General features: G+C 34.3%; 17 protein-coding genes. 7 read left to right on the forward strand and 10 right to left on the reverse strand.

Going from position 1 to position 15,792, the window contains the following annotated elements; all coding sequences use genetic code 11:
• Nucleotide 1 precedes the first annotated feature (1 nt).
• The 5 genes from CLAN_RS04525 to CLAN_RS04545 are packed head-to-tail and all read left to right on the forward strand — an operon-like array spanning nt 2 to nt 3,455.
• A complete protein-coding gene (locus tag CLAN_RS04525; RefSeq protein ID WP_100590694.1) occupies nt 2–751 on the forward strand; it encodes a transporter substrate-binding domain-containing protein in 750 nt (249 codons plus the stop codon).
• Nucleotides 744–1,406, forward strand: coding sequence for an amino acid ABC transporter permease (locus CLAN_RS04530; RefSeq protein ID WP_232045866.1), 663 nt, complete (start codon nt 744–746; stop codon nt 1,404–1,406). Before CLAN_RS04525 ends, CLAN_RS04530 begins: the two co-directional genes overlap by 8 nt.
• Before the next feature lie 9 nt (nt 1,407–1,415).
• Nucleotides 1,416–2,159 (forward strand): amino acid ABC transporter ATP-binding protein, encoded by a 744-nt coding sequence (locus CLAN_RS04535; RefSeq protein WP_100590695.1) that lies wholly within the window; start codon nt 1,416–1,418, stop codon nt 2,157–2,159.
• Complete coding sequence (gene rarD / locus CLAN_RS04540) at nt 2,159–3,034, forward strand: EamA family transporter RarD (RefSeq protein ID WP_096013167.1); 876 nt, start codon at nt 2,159–2,161, stop codon at nt 3,032–3,034. The genes CLAN_RS04535 and rarD overlap by 1 nt, the downstream gene beginning before the upstream one ends.
• A complete protein-coding gene (locus tag CLAN_RS04545; RefSeq protein ID WP_100590696.1) occupies nt 3,021–3,455 on the forward strand; it encodes a hypothetical protein in 435 nt (144 codons plus the stop codon). Before rarD ends, CLAN_RS04545 begins: the two co-directional genes overlap by 14 nt.
• On the opposite strand, the gene CLAN_RS04550 is transcribed toward CLAN_RS04545, so the two are convergent.
• The 10 genes from CLAN_RS04550 to CLAN_RS04600 all read right to left on the reverse strand — a co-directional run bounded on the left by CLAN_RS04550 (nt 3,452) and on the right by CLAN_RS04600 (nt 13,497).
• Nucleotides 3,452–4,510 carry a glycoside hydrolase family 3 N-terminal domain-containing protein gene (locus tag CLAN_RS04550; protein WP_100590697.1) on the reverse strand — a complete coding sequence of 353 codons (1,059 nt, stop codon included), beginning with the start codon at nt 4,508–4,510 and terminating at the stop codon, nt 3,452–3,454. The genes CLAN_RS04545 and CLAN_RS04550 overlap by 4 nt on opposite strands.
• Nucleotides 4,507–5,397, reverse strand: coding sequence for an NAD(P)H-dependent glycerol-3-phosphate dehydrogenase (locus tag CLAN_RS04555; RefSeq protein WP_096017262.1), 891 nt, complete (start codon nt 5,395–5,397; stop codon nt 4,507–4,509). The genes CLAN_RS04550 and CLAN_RS04555 overlap by 4 nt, the downstream gene beginning before the upstream one ends.
• Nucleotides 5,394–6,812 (reverse strand): Asp-tRNA(Asn)/Glu-tRNA(Gln) amidotransferase subunit GatB, encoded by a 1,419-nt coding sequence (gene gatB / locus CLAN_RS04560; protein ID WP_096023558.1) that lies wholly within the window; start codon nt 6,810–6,812, stop codon nt 5,394–5,396. The genes CLAN_RS04555 and gatB overlap by 4 nt, the downstream gene beginning before the upstream one ends.
• Before the next feature lie 56 nt (nt 6,813–6,868).
• Nucleotides 6,869–7,417, reverse strand: coding sequence for a thiamine phosphate synthase (locus CLAN_RS04565; RefSeq protein WP_096013162.1), 549 nt, complete (start codon nt 7,415–7,417; stop codon nt 6,869–6,871).
• A 178-nt stretch (nt 7,418–7,595) separates the two neighbouring features.
• Nucleotides 7,596–8,276 carry a F0F1 ATP synthase subunit A gene (locus CLAN_RS04575; protein ID WP_096013160.1) on the reverse strand — a complete coding sequence of 227 codons (681 nt, stop codon included), beginning with the start codon at nt 8,274–8,276 and terminating at the stop codon, nt 7,596–7,598.
• Between the two features lie 106 nt (nt 8,277–8,382).
• A complete protein-coding gene (locus tag CLAN_RS04580; RefSeq protein ID WP_096013159.1) occupies nt 8,383–9,144 on the reverse strand; it encodes a TSUP family transporter in 762 nt (253 codons plus the stop codon).
• An 8-nt stretch (nt 9,145–9,152) separates the two neighbouring features.
• Nucleotides 9,153–10,589, reverse strand: a complete 1,437-nt coding sequence (locus CLAN_RS04585; RefSeq protein WP_100590698.1) for a potassium/proton antiporter — start codon at nt 10,587–10,589, stop codon at nt 9,153–9,155.
• Between the two features lie 2 nt (nt 10,590–10,591).
• Entirely contained in the window at nt 10,592–12,235 is a 1,644-nt protein-coding gene (locus tag CLAN_RS04590) for a cation:proton antiporter (RefSeq protein ID WP_096015931.1), read from the reverse strand.
• Between the two features lie 5 nt (nt 12,236–12,240).
• Complete coding sequence (locus CLAN_RS04595; RefSeq protein WP_096013156.1) at nt 12,241–12,600, reverse strand: heat shock protein transcriptional repressor HspR; 360 nt, start codon at nt 12,598–12,600, stop codon at nt 12,241–12,243.
• A gap of 9 nt (nt 12,601–12,609) precedes the next feature.
• The gene (locus tag CLAN_RS04600; RefSeq protein WP_100590699.1) at nt 12,610–13,497 is read right to left on the reverse strand and encodes a DnaJ C-terminal domain-containing protein; all 888 of its coding nucleotides are present in this window, start codon (nt 13,495–13,497) and stop codon (nt 12,610–12,612) included.
• A gap of 151 nt (nt 13,498–13,648) precedes the next feature.
• On the opposite strand from CLAN_RS04600, the gene CLAN_RS04605 reads away from it, so the two are divergent.
• The gene (locus CLAN_RS04605; protein ID WP_100590700.1) at nt 13,649–15,061 is read left to right on the forward strand and encodes a Do family serine endopeptidase; all 1,413 of its coding nucleotides are present in this window, start codon (nt 13,649–13,651) and stop codon (nt 15,059–15,061) included.
• A 45-nt stretch (nt 15,062–15,106) separates the two neighbouring features.
• Entirely contained in the window at nt 15,107–15,781 is a 675-nt protein-coding gene (locus CLAN_RS04610; RefSeq protein ID WP_096013153.1) for a response regulator transcription factor, read from the forward strand.
• The last annotated feature ends 11 nt before the right edge of the window (nt 15,782–15,792 follow it).

Consider the following 15,792-nt stretch of genomic DNA (forward strand, 5'->3'; position numbering starts at 1 on the left):
GATGAAAAATATCCTTGCTATTTTATTTGTTACTTTTGTTTTTATAGGTTGTTCTGGCGATAAAAATACAAAAGATAAATTAAGAATCGCAACCGAAGGCACATATAATCCATTTTCATATCATGATGAGAGTGGTAAATTAGTAGGCTATGATGTTGAAGTGATAGCAGAAGCGGCCAAAAGAGCTGGATTTGAGATTGAATTTCATGAGACAAATTGGGATGCGATATTTTCTGGATTAAACTCAAATCGCTTTGATATGATAGCTAATCAAATAAGCGATGCGGATCCTAAAAGAGCCGAGCTTTACACACTAAGTGATCCATATATAGTTACTTCAGCTGCCATAGCAGTAAGAGCTAATGATAATAGCATCAACTCACTAAGCGATATTAAAGGCAAAAATATTGCTCAAGCAATGGGAAGCAACTACTATGAAACTGCTATCAAAAATGGAGCAAATATAATCTTAGTTGATGGCTTAGCACCCGCCATTAAAGCTGTAAGTCAAGGTAGAGCTGACGCTACTATGAATGATAAATTAGCGATTTTAAACTACTTAAAAACAACTGGCGATAAAAATATTAAAATCGCATTTGATACAGGCGATGGCACTAGAAGTGTCTTTTTGTTTAAAAAAGAGCTAACAGAACAAAGAGATAGAATCAACAAAGCCTTAGAATCTATGAAAAAAGATGGCACCCTAAAACAAATTTCAGAAAAATATTTTGGAATGGATGTTAGTGAGTAGCTATATTGAAGCTTTTATACCTATGCTTAAAGGGGCGATCTTATATACGATTCCCCTTAGCGTTATATCTTTTATTTGTGGTATAGCTATAGGGGTGATTGTCGCACTAATTCGCATTAATCACAGCAAAAATACAATATCAAATTTGCTTAAATTACTCTCTCAATTCTATGTATCTATAATCAGAGGAACTCCGCTTTTGGTTCAGCTATTTATAATTTTTTATGGTTTGCCAAATATCGGCGTAACGCTAAATCCATTTATTAGCGCTATAATCGCTTTTAGCCTTAGCATTGGTGCGTATAGCAGCGAAACTATCAGAGCTAGTATATTAGCAGTGCCAAAGGGCCAATGGGAGGCTGGTTGGAGCATTGGACTAACTAATAGCGATACTTTTATTAAAATCATAGCACCGCAAGCTCTTAAAATAGCCTTGCCGACTCTATCTAATACCTTTATAGCGCTTATTAAAGATACATCTTTAGCTTCAGTGGTTTTGGTAGCCGAGCTATTCCGCCAAGCTCAAACTATAGCCTCACAAAATTATGAATTCCTAAGAGTATATTCTCAAGCTGCTTTGATATATTGGGTTATATGTATCGGACTTGGGTATATTCAGACACGCCTTGAAGCTAAATTTAGTAAGCATTTATAAGAGGAAAATATGCTACAAATAAAAGATATTAATAAACAAATAGCCTCTCACACCATCTTATCAAATATCAGTTTTGATATCAAAAAAGGTGAAATAATAGCAATTATCGGCCCAAGCGGAAGTGGCAAGACAACACTTCTTCGCTCATTAAACTACCTTGAAGCACCAGATAGCGGGATTTTGGAATTTAGCGATGGGAGTTTAAAAATTGATTTTAAACAGCATCCAAATAAGCAAGAAATCCTAAATTTAAGACGCAAAATGGGGATGGTCTTTCAATCTTATAATCTATTTGCCCACCTAAATGCTACGCAAAATATCACCCAAGGGCTAATCAGTGTCCAAAAAATGCCAAAAGAAAAGGCTATTGAGATTGCTTTAAATTTACTAAATAAATTTGGCCTAAAAGATAGAGCCAACGCCTATCCAAGCTCACTTAGTGGTGGTCAGCAACAACGAGTCGCAATAGCTAGAGCTGTGGCTTTAAAGCCTGATATTTTGCTACTTGATGAGCCTACAAGCGCACTTGACAAAGAGCTAGTAAGTGAAGTTTTATCCACGCTTAAAATGTTAGCCAATGAGCATCAAACGATGATTTTGGTAACTCATGAGCTTAAATTTGCCAAAGATATTGCTGATAAAATTATATTTTTAGAAGGCGGTAAAATCATAACTATACAACCACCAAAAGAGTTTTTTGAAGCGCAAGATAATCCGAGAATTATCAAATTTATAGGCGATTTACACCAGTAATGCAAGCAACTCAAAAGGGATTTATCTTAGCTTTAGCCACATTTATTATGTGGGGTGTATTCCCTGTATTTTTCAAATTCATCCAAGGCATTAGCGCCACTGAGGTTTTAGCTCATAGAATTATCTGGTCATCGGTGATTTTATTTATTGTGCTTATAGTCACAAAAAAGCTAACAAGCCTAAAAAGAATCGCAAAAATCAAAAAAGTCATCCTAACCCTAGCTATCACAGGAATTTTAATCGCAAGTAATTGGGGGATATTTATCTACGCAATTAATCAAAATGAAATTTTAGCCACCAGCCTTGGATACTTCATCAATCCGCTTTTTTCTATACTTCTTGGTGCGATAATATTAAAAGAAGAGCTAAGCCCGGCTTTAAAACTCTCTATATTTATCGTTTTTATAGCTATTGGTATTCAAATTTACGCCCTTGGCAAAATGCCTTTTATCTCTATTATGCTGCCTTTGTCATTTGCTTTATATGGGCTTTTGCGTAAAAGACTTGGGGTTAGAACTTTTGAGGGGTTATTTATAGAAACTATGATTTTATCGCCATTTGCTCTAATATATCTAATATATTTAAGCTTAGTTTCTAGTAGCGAATTTGGATTAAATTTCAATGGTATTATGCTATTTTTGAGTGGATTTATCACTATTTTACCACTTCTAACTTTCAACGCTAGCACCAAATATCTCAAGCTCTCTACAATTGGATTTTTACAATACATAAGCCCAACTTTAAGTATGCTTATTGCTGTTTTTGTCTATAATGAGATCCTTGATCTGTATAAAATCATTAGCTTTGTGTTAATATGGATTAGCCTTGCGATTGCCGCAATATCAAATTTAAGGAGAAAAAATGTCACAAAATGATCTAATTATAATGGCCCTAGCGGTGTTAATAGTAGGAGTTATACTATACAAACAGATAAATAAAGTTACCCAAAATATCACAATCAATGACGAAAATCCAAATTTAGCCTACTCTAAATTCTGCTCTGCGATAGATGATCAAATAGATATCTTACGCCAAAAAGCATTAGAAAATCAGATATTAAATCAAGATAATAAAGATGAAATTTTAGAGAATTTAAGTGATTTTAGCAAAGAGCTTGTATTTATAGAATCGCTAAATTCCAAAGAGAGTGATAAATGGCAAGAGAAGCTCTTTGGACTTCTTAGTAGGATTGATGAGTTTGTAGAGCAAAACTTCATTAACGGCAAAGATATTGCTAGAGATATCAAAGATAATCTAAAAATTGAATTTGATAAACTCGGATTAGATAGAGGCTAGAATCTAGCCTTTTGAGCAATTATACGATTATAAGCATCTATGATTCTAGTGGTCTGTATCTCGCCACTTTTAACCGCATTGAAAATCGCATCATTTAAGGCCTTTATAGAGTTGGTTTTGTTATAAAAATACTCACTCACTAACAAAATATCCACCCCAGCCCTTATAGCCTTTATAGCATTCTCTTCTAAGCTACCACCAAGAGCCTTCATCAGCATATCATCGCTTATCACAACCCCTTCAAAGCCTAGGCTATCTTTTAATAAATTTGTAATAACTTGGCGAGATAGCGTAGCTGGATTAGAGTCATCGATAGCCGGAATCACCATATGTCCGACCATTATAAATTTAGCTTTCTTGCGCTTTATTAGCTCATAATATGGCTTAATCTCATCAAAATCAAAGTTATCTACGATAGTTTTTACCTTATGCGTATCAGCTGGTGCGTTGCCATGACCTGGAAAGTGCTTTAATACACTAGCGATATTGTGAGCCTCAAATGCATTTATAAACTCATTTGCGTATGCGATAACTTCATCAGCATTAGTGCTAAATGCCCTTTGCTTTTGACCAATTATAGGTGAGATATCATTGTGCAAATCAACAACCGGAGCGAAATTCATATTTATCCCAAGGCTTTTTAGCTGACTTGCCATATCGTTATAAAGCTCATTTGCGATGGTTAAATTCATATCGCTACCTACCTTATAAGCTGATGGAAAATGCTTAAAATCACTAAATTTATTAAATCTACTAATTTTGCCACCCTCTTCATCGATAGCGACAAATAAAGGCTGCTTTGGCGAAGCTGAGTTGAGATAGCTTATTAAATTTTTTAACCCATCTTTACTACTTATGTTTCTAGCTAATATCATCACGCCGCCTATTCTAGCGTTTTTGATATCTAGCCTTAATTGCCTAACCCACTCATCATTAGCGTTATTGCCATTAAATCCCACCATAATCATCTGGCCGATCATATTTCTAAGCTCTTTGTCGCTTGAATTACCAAAAGCAAAAATCGCAAATATCAATAATATAATAATCTTTCTCATCGTCTTTTCAATAGATCCCTTAAAGCCTCTTTAGCATCTTTGCCACCTAGCATATCTACTACTTGAGTAGCAATTGGTGTATATATCGCTTTTTGCTGTGAAATTTGAACTATAGCCTTTGCCGTAGCTACCCCTTCTGCCACTTCGCCAATATCAGCTAAAATTTTATCTAATTTCTCCCCACTAGCAAGCCCAAGCCCTACTCTATAATTTCTAGATAGCTCACTACTTGCGCTTAAAAATAGATCCCCAGCCCCACTAAGACCTAAAAATGTATCACTCTTCGCACCAAAATGCTCGCCAAACCTAGCCATCTCCACTAAACCCCTAGATATCAAACTAGCTCTAGCATTCTGTCCGAGTCCGAGTCCAGCACATACACCACCGGCTATGGCAATTACATTTTTATACGCACCGCAAATCTCAGCACCTATAACATCATCACTGATATAAGGCTTGATGAAACCAGGAAAAGCACTAGCCCAAATTTGCGCTAATTCCATATTTTGACTACTTATCACAAGGGCGCAGGGGAGCTTTTGTATCACCTCACTAGCAAAGCTTGGGCCACTTAAAAACGCTAGATTATTACTTGGGGCAAATTTAGAGTATATCTCATGCAAAAACTCCCCACTAGCTGTATCGATCCCTTTGGATGCTACTAAGATTTTTTGATTATTTGATTTGAAATTTAAACGCAAGAATTCATCTGTCATCTGAGTAGAGATAGCAAAAAGTAGATAATCGCACTTTAAAGCCTCTGATAAACTCACAAATCCATCTATATCACGCTTTGTGCGAGATGAGATAACACAATTATTATTAATTTTTAGTGCTGAGTATAGAGCCTGCCCCCACTTACCAGCACCAATTACTGCTATTTTCATAGCTTTGACTTTAAGAGCTCATTTACCTTCGCTGGATTGAATGCCCCTTTGCCCTCTTTCATCACTTGACCAACAAAAAATCCAAATAACTTATCCTTGCCACTTTTATACTCTGCTACCTTATCACCATTAGCAGCCAAAACAGTATCAATGATAGCTAAAATCGCTGAGTCATCGCTTACTTGCTTTAATCCTAATCGATCAATCACGCTATCAACGCTCTCATCGCTTATAAAAATCTCATCCAATACATCTTTAGCTGCTTTTTGAGAGATTGTGCCATCTTCTATTCTGTTTAATAGTATTGATAGTTTAGCGCTGCTAACTGGCGAAGTCTCTATGGTAAGACCATTTTTCAATCTACCTAATAACTCAACACTTAGCCAAGTTACGCATAATTTAGGTGAGTTGCCACCAGATATTAGATCTTCAAAATATTTTGCCATCTCATAGCTACTAATTATCACATCAGCGTCGCTCTCTTTGATCCCAAATTCACTCATATATCTAGCTTTTTTCTCATCTGGCAATTCAGGCAAGATACTAGCTTCTTCCATAAGCTCATCAGGGATAATAACTGGCAATAAATCTGGATCTGGAAAGTAGCGATACTCAGCGCTATCTTCTTTGCTTCTCATAGATTTTGTAATTAGCTTTGTAGTATCAAATAGCCTTGTCTCTTGGACTACTTCGCTATCATATCTACCATCTTCCCAAGCCTCGCATTGACGCTCAACCTCATACTCAATAGCTTTTTGGATAAATTTAAATGAATTTAAATTCTTAATCTCAACTCTAGTATATAGCTTCTCATCGCCCTTTGGTCTAATGCTGACATTGACATCACACCTAAAAGATCCCTCTTGCATATTAGCATCACTAATATTTAAAAATCTTAAAATACTATGAAGCTTTTTAAGGTATGCTACTGCTTCATCGCTACTTCTTATATCAGGCTCGCTCACAATCTCCAAAAGCGGAGTCCCAGCACGATTTAAATCCACTAAGCTAGTTTTGCCCTCGTGGCTATTTTTGCCAGCGTCCTCTTCTAAATGAGCTCTAGTTATACCTATTCTTTTATTTTTATCACCAACTTTGATAATCAACTCGCCATTTTCTACAATCGGTATGGTAAATTGGGAGATTTGGTATGCTTTAGGAAGGTCTGGATAGAAGTAGTTTTTGCGGTCAAAAACGCTCTTTTTATTTATCGTCGCATTGATCGCTTTACCAAAGCTAATAGCTTTTTTAACCGCTTGTGAATTTAGCACAGGTAGAGCCCCCGGTAGAGCCAAACAAGTTGGGCAAACATGAGTATTTGGCTCTTCGCCAAAGCTAGTGCTACAACCGCAAAATATCTTAGTTTTTGTATTTAACTGACAATGAACTTCTAATCCTATTACTACTTCAAACATAAAATTGACCTTTTGATATTAATAAAATGGCGTATTCTAGCACAAAAAATTAAATATTAATCACACCATTTATCCAAAACAAAATAACGAATAGAAGCAAATCCAGCAACCCCACATCTCATAACACTATCTATTTGCTCTTTACTCACTATGCCACCTAAAGCAATCACTTTAGAAGTAGAGATTTTCACCACCTCTTCTAATAGCTCTAACCCCTTTGGCTCGCCCTTATTTGGCGTAGAAAAAACCGGACTAAATGTGATAAAATCAGCGCCATATTGATTGGCTAATTCTATCTCTTGAATATTATGAGTACTAGCAATTTTGATTAAATTTTTTGGGGTATCTTTTAAAAGATGGATTGAATCTGAGCTAAAATGTATCCCATCAAAACCAAGCTTACAAACCAAATTTATATCATTTTGAGCTAAGAATTTAATATTTTTGAATCTGAATTTGATAAATTTAGCAGCCAAATCATCATAATTATGAGAAATTTTATCTCTAAATAGTATCATATCAGCCGTTTTTAATCTAAAAAAATGATTAAAAGCATAATCTAAATTTGAGTAAAATTTAGGATCACTTATCGCATATTTTATCACAACTCAAAATCCGTATAGATAGATATGAGATACAAGCTAAAACTAGCCCAAAGCTAGCCCCGATCAATCCACTAAGAAATATTCCTAAAAAATAGAAATGATATATAAAAAATAGTGCGCCAACAAAGGCTATAGCCCATGACGCACCAAGAATAAAATTTAATATATGTATCAAAAATCAGTGCTCTTCAGAGACTACTACAGCACCAGCTAAATAGACATATGTCAAAATCATAAAGATAAATGTCTGTAATAAAGCCATAAATGTAAGCAAAGCAAAAGCTGGAAGCGGAGCCACCCATGGCGCAAGACTTAAAACAACCATCAAAAATAGATCATCACCTTTAATATTTCCAAAAAGCCTAAATGATAGTGAAACAATACGAGATAGATGAGATACAATCTCTATAGGAAACATTAATGGAGCTAGAAATTTGTTTGGCCCCATAAAGTGAGCAAAATATTTAATCACACCTTGAGTTCTTATACCTTCGAAATTATAGTATAAAAATACACAAAGAGCCAAGCAAAGAGTTAAATTCAAGCTTGAACTTGGAGCTTCAAAGCCTGGTATAATACCTATAACATTGCTTGTTAAAACTATTAAGCCAATTGTAGCTACAAGTGGTAGATACTTTCTAGCTAGCTCATCGCTACCCATTACATCACGCCCCATAGATACAATGCCTTCTAAATATGCTTCAAGCAGATTTTGAGTACCACGAGGCACAAGCTGCATTGAGCTAGTAGCCATCTTAGCAACGATCAAAACGATAATCGCAACCAAAATGATATGAAAAAGATATGTAAAACTATGATCATTGATGATCAAATTTGAAAAAAGAAAGAGATCTTTCATAGAAAAGTGCCTTTGAGAAAAATTTGCCAAAATTATATCTTAATTTAGATTAAGCTAAAATTAAAATATCTATTTAAATGCCTATTTTAGCTATTTATAATGAATTTTACTTTAAAAATAGATCATAAAGTAACTTAATAATTGTTAAACTAACAACGATTAAAAATATTGTTTTAATAAATTTAATCTCTTTTTTTATAACCATGTGTGAGCCAAAATACGCCCCTATCATCTGCCCAAATCCCATAATTATACCTAGCATCCATAATATCTGCCCACCAGCGATAAAGACAAATAAAGATACGATATTTGATACGAAATTTAAAATTTTTGTATTAGCCACAGCGCTTTTTAAATTTAATCCCAATAAACTCACAAAAGCAAACATCCAAAATGACCCAGTCCCAGGCCCCATAAATCCATCATAAAATCCGATCACCAAACCAAAAATAGCATAAAATAAAGACTCATTAATTCTCTTTTGGCTATCTGATTCGCCAAGTTTTGGGCTAAAAATCGTATATATCAAAATTGCTATTAAAAAGATCGGTATTAGATACTTTATTACACTAGCATCAATCAAAAGAATCGCCCAAGTACCAAGCACCGCTCCAATAAAAGTCCATATAATCCCACGCCACAAAGAGTGAAAATCCACCATTTTTTTATGCGTGAAGTTAGCTGCGGCTGTAAAGCTACCAAATGTAGCTTGTAATTTATTAGTTGCTAAGGCTATGTGCTCTGGAATTCCAACTGAAATAAGCGCTGGAATAGTAATAAGTCCGCCACCACCAGCAATAGCATCTACAAAACCACTAAAAAACGCCACACAAAATAGCAGGGCAAAAACCCAAATTTCTAACTCCATTTCAAATCCTATAATTCATAAATTCTAATAATTTTTTGGTATCTTAATTCACTATTACACAAAATTAATAATATATCATTTGGCATAAATTCAAACGACCCGCTAACTTTGATTAACTCCCCATCGCGCTTTGCTAGAATAATCAAAAAATCATCAGGCAATCCAAGTTCGGTTAAGTTCTTACCAATTACCTTAGATGATTCACCGATTCTATACTGCTTGATATCTGAGTATGAGATGGGGCTACTAGGTAAATTTGATATAGTTGATTTAGGTGGTTCTATCACGCCAAATAGCTTAGCGCTTTTATTTAGCGTAGTGCCTTGAGTTAAAACTGATATCAACACCATAAAAAATATAATATTAAATATCAATTGACCATTTTCTAACTCTGCTGAGAGCGGATAAGTCGCTAAAATAATAGGCACAACTCCCCTAAGCCCAACCCACGATATAAAGCACCTCTCTTTAAAATTATATTTAGAAAACATTGTAGAGATAAATACGCTAATAGGCCTAGATATAAACATAACTACTAAAGAGAGCAAGATACTTATCATAGCTACATTTGGCAACTCACTAGGAAATACCAAAAGACCAAGAGTAAGAAATATAAATATCTGCATCATCCAAGCAATCCCATCAAAAAAGCCGGTTAAATTCTTTTTATACAAAAACTCCTTTTTATTAGCGATGATTCCTGCTACATATACTGCTATATAGCCATTTCCACCGATCTTTTCTGAAAGACCAAAAAGCATAGCAATCAAAGCTATTAAAAGCACTGGATATAAGCCCCAAGACCCAAGCTTTATTCTATTTATAAGGCTTGGGATGATGATACCAAATAGATACCCCATCGCTCCACCAATGATAAATTCAAGCAAAAGCTTAATTGTCATTTCGTATGGATCAATAATCGTTGTAGCTGTGAGCAATCCAAGCAAGGTAATTGTCAAGAAAATCGCCATCGGATCATTACTTCCGCTCTCAAATTCAAGCAAAGAAGTAAGATTATTTTTAAGCTTTATTGATCGCATTATAGAAAATACCGCCGCAGCATCAGTAGAGCTGATAATAGCCCCAAATAGCAAGGATTCTAAAATAGAAAAATTCATTATATAATAAGCAAATATTCCTGTAATAACAGCTGAAATCGCCACTCCAATCGTTGCTAGGATTATACCGCTTTTAAAAATTGGCTTGATTGATTTATAATTTGTATTAAATCCACCAGAAAATAGTATATAAATAAGCGCTATAGTTCCCACATTTTCAGCTATTTTAGCATTATCAAACTCAAGTCCTATAAGCCCATCGCTACCAGCTAGCATCCCAATGCTTAAAAACATAAGCAAAGCCGGAACTCCATACTTATCAGATATCTTGCTAAATATCACACTAAGCAGAAATAAACCCCCAAAAATTATCAATGAATTATCCATAGTTATCCTTGATTTTTACACTCTAAAGCTTTGTTTATAATCTCTTTAGCCACCGCTTCTCGCTCTTTAACTAGATAAAAATGATCGCCAAAATCGGTATATAATCCCTTTTCGATGGTGTCAGCAAATCTTATAACAGTATTTACATCATAACCTAAATTTTTAATTGAATTTGCTATTAGCTCTGATTTTTGCTCGTTACTTACAGCGATTATGGCGGCTATACAATTTTTTATATATACCTTTTCTAGGGTGCTTTTTTGAGCTGCGTCGCCATAATATACATTATCACTATTGTTTTTACCTCGCTCTACTAAATTTAGATCATTTTCAAGCGCCACATAAGAGCAACCCTTAGCCTTTAGCTGTCTTATTATCTCACGGCCTAGCCTACCATATCCGCATACTACAAAATGATTTTTATGCTCTGCGATATCTTTTGTGTTAAGCTCATCTATTTCGTAGTGATGATCTTGAGTAATATCTATGCTATCTTGATCTTCCATTTTATCAGCAATTTTAACAACATTTTTTAAGATAAATGGAGTTAGAACCATTGAGATGACTACTACAGCAGTTAGAATTTGAAGTATTCTATCATCTACCATATTTTTGACTGATAAAAGTGTAAATATCGCTAGAGCAAACTCACCAACTTGAGATAGGCTAAGAGCAGTTTTGATAGCTACTTTTTTACCGGCTAATAATACCAAAAATAGATACACAACCATAGTTTTTATAAACAAAACACAGATTAACGCAGGAATGATGATAAAGATATTTGTAGCTATAACTACAAAATCTATTTGCATCCCAACCGTGATAAAAAACAACCCAAGCAATAGATCTCTAAATGGTATCAAGTCTATTTCAATTTGATGTTTATATGGAGTTTCGGCAATTAGCATACCAGCTATAAATGCACCCAATGAGTAGCTAAATCCAAAATAGTGAGCCAAAAAGCTAGCACCGATTACGGTAAATAAGATAGTTGTGATAAATAGCTCTTTTGAATTCTCTTGAACAACTGCATTTAAAACACGGCTTAAAATATACTTTCCTATAAAATATAAAAGTACAATCAAAATTAAAGCACTTATAATAGATGTGAAAATCAGTGAGCTTACAGATATATCCTTAGTATCAAATATATCTATCATCAAAAGCAATGGTATCACAGCAATATCTTGAAATAGCAAAATTCCAAGAGCTTTTCGCCCATATTTTTTAGATACATGGCCTGTATCATTTAATATTTTTAAGACAATGGCTGTAGAGCTAAGCGAAAGAGCAAAGCCTATAATAATCGCTATTTGCATATCTAAACCAAATATGTAAAATGATGATAAACTAAATATAAATCCAGTAAGAATCATCTGTATAGACCCATATACAAATACATATTTTTTCATAGACATTAGATGCTTAATACTAAACTCAAGACCGATAGTAAACATCAAAAATACAATTCCAAATTCAGCTATAAAATTTAAATTACTATTTCCTTTTAGCCCAAAAATCAATGAGATAAATACCCCAGTAGCGATATATCCTATGATAGTTGGAATATCATATTTACGAAATAGAAGATTAAATAAAATTACAGCACCAGCACCAATAACAAAAATATATACAAAATTCTCCATTTTTCTTACTTTTTATCATTTACAAATATTAGATCAAAACTACTTGTTCTTTTGACTATTGAGCTTTTATTTTGTGTTTTTATATTTGACCTTAATTCATCTATTGTAGCCTCATACTCTTCAAGTCTTTGCTTAAGCCGTAAAATAACATCTACACCGGCTAAATTTACCCCCAAATCCCTTGTTAGTCGCAAAATCATCTTGATTTTATCAAGATCTTTTTCACTATATAATCTCATCTTCCCACCCGTCCTACTAGGCTCTACTAGCCCCTCTCTTTCATATTGTCTTAGAGTTTGTGGATGGATATTTAATACCTTTGCTACTACGCTTATTAGATAAACTGGCTCTTCATAATCTTGCATATTACCTCCTTATAATCTATTTTCTAACATATTTTTTAACTCTGGATCTAGCTCATCTATAGATGGTAAAATCACATTAATAATCAGATACATATCACCATAAATTTCACTCTTTCTATTTTTCACTCCATAGCCTTTTAATCTAATCTTTTGACCATTTTTGGTATTGGCTGGAATTTTGATAGAGGCCTCTTTTTTAAATGTTTTGACATTAATCTTACCACCAAAAAGAGCCGTTTTGAGATCAATATCTAAATTTTTATAAAGATCATCCCCATCTCTTTTATACTCTTTATCATCTTCTATATTGACACTGATTATTAGATCGCCTCTGTGGCCTCCGGCGCTTTTACCTTTATTTCTAGCGCGTAATTTCTCACCATTTTTTAATCCAGCTGGGATTTTGATCTTGATCTTTTCGCCATTTACGCTAAATTCATAATCACCGCCATTTACAGCAAGTTCAAATGAGATATTAATCTTAGCTTGGATATCTAAATTTTGCCCAAATCCACCGCCAAATCCATCAAAACTCTCAAAACTAGATGAGCCAAACCCACCAAATCCCCTGCTAGAGCGACTAGATCTACCAAAATTGCCAAAAATTTGATTTAATATATCATTAATATCAGCATTACCGCCAAAATTTTCTCTACTAAAATCATGAAAACTCTGCCCACCAAACATACTATCACCATATTGATCATACTGCTTACGCTTCGTTTCATCGCTTAAAATTTCATAAGCGGCATTAATCTCTTTAAATTTCTCTTCAGTCCCTGGGTCTTTATTGATATCAGGATGATATTGTCTAGCTAATTTTCTGTAGGCTTTTTTGATTTCATCGCTACTAGCGGTTTTAGAGACGCCTAAGGTCTCATATAAACTATTACTCATTATAATTCTCCACTTATATATTTTTATATATATTATATCATAAAAGTTGAGCTAATGTCAATCAACTTATTTAATTTCATTTATATAAATATTAATTTTACATTTATCAGCAAATATTATAATCAAGCATTATTTTAAGCAAGGAATTATTATGAAAAAAATATCAATAATCTCGCTATTAGCAGCTACGGCTATTTTTGGCGCTAGCGTAGAGTTTCGTGACGCAAATTCAAATTTCAATCGCATAAATCCATCTATAGATCAAAACTCAATTTTATCATACAATAGCTCAATCCAAATAGCCAAACAAGCTGTGGTAAATATATCCACAACTAGAACAACCAAAACAAAAAATCATTTAAATAGCTTGATGAATGATCCATTTTTTCAAGAATTTTTTGGTTTTGGCTTTAATATCCCAGAGCAAAGAAGCCAAAAAAGCTCATCTTTAGGCTCGGGGGTGATTATAACTAGCAATGGATATATAGTTACTAATTATCATGTTATAGAAGATAGCGATGAGATCATAGTCTCAATGCTTGATAACTCTAAAGAGTATAAAGCCAAAGTAGTTGGCTCAGACCCCAAAACAGATCTAGCCATTATCAAAATCGAAGCGACAAATTTAACTCCCGCATATTTTGCTGATAGCTCCAAATTGCTTGAAGGCGATGTGGTATTTGCTATTGGAAATCCATTTGGTGTAGGTGGCAGCATTACAAGTGGGATAATTAGCGGATTAAATAAAGATAATATCGGATTAAATCAATATGAGGATTTTATCCAAACAGACGCAAGCATAAACCCAGGCAATAGCGGTGGGGCCTTGATCGATAGTCGTGGTGCCTTAGTAGGGATAAATTCAGCTATTTTAAGTAGAAGTGGTGGTAACAACGGAATAGGCTTTGCGATCCCATCTAATATGGTAAAAACAATAGCCCAAAAGCTAATTAGCGATGGCAAGATAACTCGTGGATATATCGGTGTGATGATTGCGAATTTAACTACAGATCAAAAAGAAATCTATAAAAACAAAGAAGGCGCCCTAATTACAAATGTAGAAAAGGATTATCCAGCTAGCAAGGCAGGATTACAAAGGGGAGATTTGATTATAAAAGTAGATAATAAACCGATCAAAAGCGCAAATGACCTAAAAAACATAATCGGCGCTTACTCGCCAAATACCAAAATTAGCGTAGAATATGAAAGAGCAGGCAAAATTTACTCTACTAAACTCCAGCTAACTACAACCGATGATGTCCAAGTGGCAGCTAAGAATTTTAGCATTGATGGATTAAGCGTTCAAAACCTAAGCGATGATATAAGATATAAATACAAAATTCCACAAGATATAAAAGGGGTATTAATAACAGATGTCAAAGATGGCTCAAATGCCGCAAATACCGGCTTTGAAACTGGCGATATAATTATCCAAGTAAATGAGAAAATTATAAGCAATATTAATGAATTTAGCAAAGAGCTTCAAGCCTCTAAAGCTTCAAATAGAAAACCGATAATATGGATAAATAGAGCTGGAATTCTAATGGGACTTGTATTGAAATAATAGCTATTTTTGGTTATAATCAGTCTAAATTTATAAGGCGGATATATGATAAAAATTCTAATGATTGAAGATGATTTTGAGCTTGCTGAGATTTTGAGTGAGTACTTAGAGCAGTTTGATATAGAAGTTAAGATATGTGATGATCCATATTTAGGGCTTTCTACTCTTAATACTAGCAAATTTGATCTAGTGATTTTAGATCTTACTCTACCTGGGATTGATGGTTTAGAAGTGTGTAAAGAGATACGCACCAAACACACAATCCCAATCATAATATCTAGCGCTAGGCACGATATCAGCGATAAGATTAACGCATTTGAATTTGGTGCTGATGACTACTTGCCAAAACCATATAATCCCCAAGAGCTTTTAGCTCGTATTAAGAGCCATTTACGCCGCCAAAGCATTAATATACAAGAGCTTTCACCAACGCAAAAAGATCTAGTTTGTGATGATTTTCGCCATATCATAACGCTAAAAGGTGAGCCACTTCAACTAACAGTAGCTGAGTATGATATACTAAGATATCTAATCAAAAAAGAAGGTGGTGCTATAAGTCGTGAAGAGCTAATTTATAATTGCAACTCAATCAATGAAGATAGCACAAACAAAAGCATCGATGTCATAATCGGACGCATTAGAACCAAAATCGGTGAAAATCCCAAAGAGCCAAAATATATACACGCTATTAGGGGCGTAGGCTATAAATTAGAGCAGTAAATCTGGATTAT

The organism is Campylobacter lanienae NCTC 13004, assembly GCF_002139935.1.
GTDB classification, from domain to species: domain Bacteria; phylum Campylobacterota; class Campylobacteria; order Campylobacterales; family Campylobacteraceae; genus Campylobacter; species Campylobacter lanienae.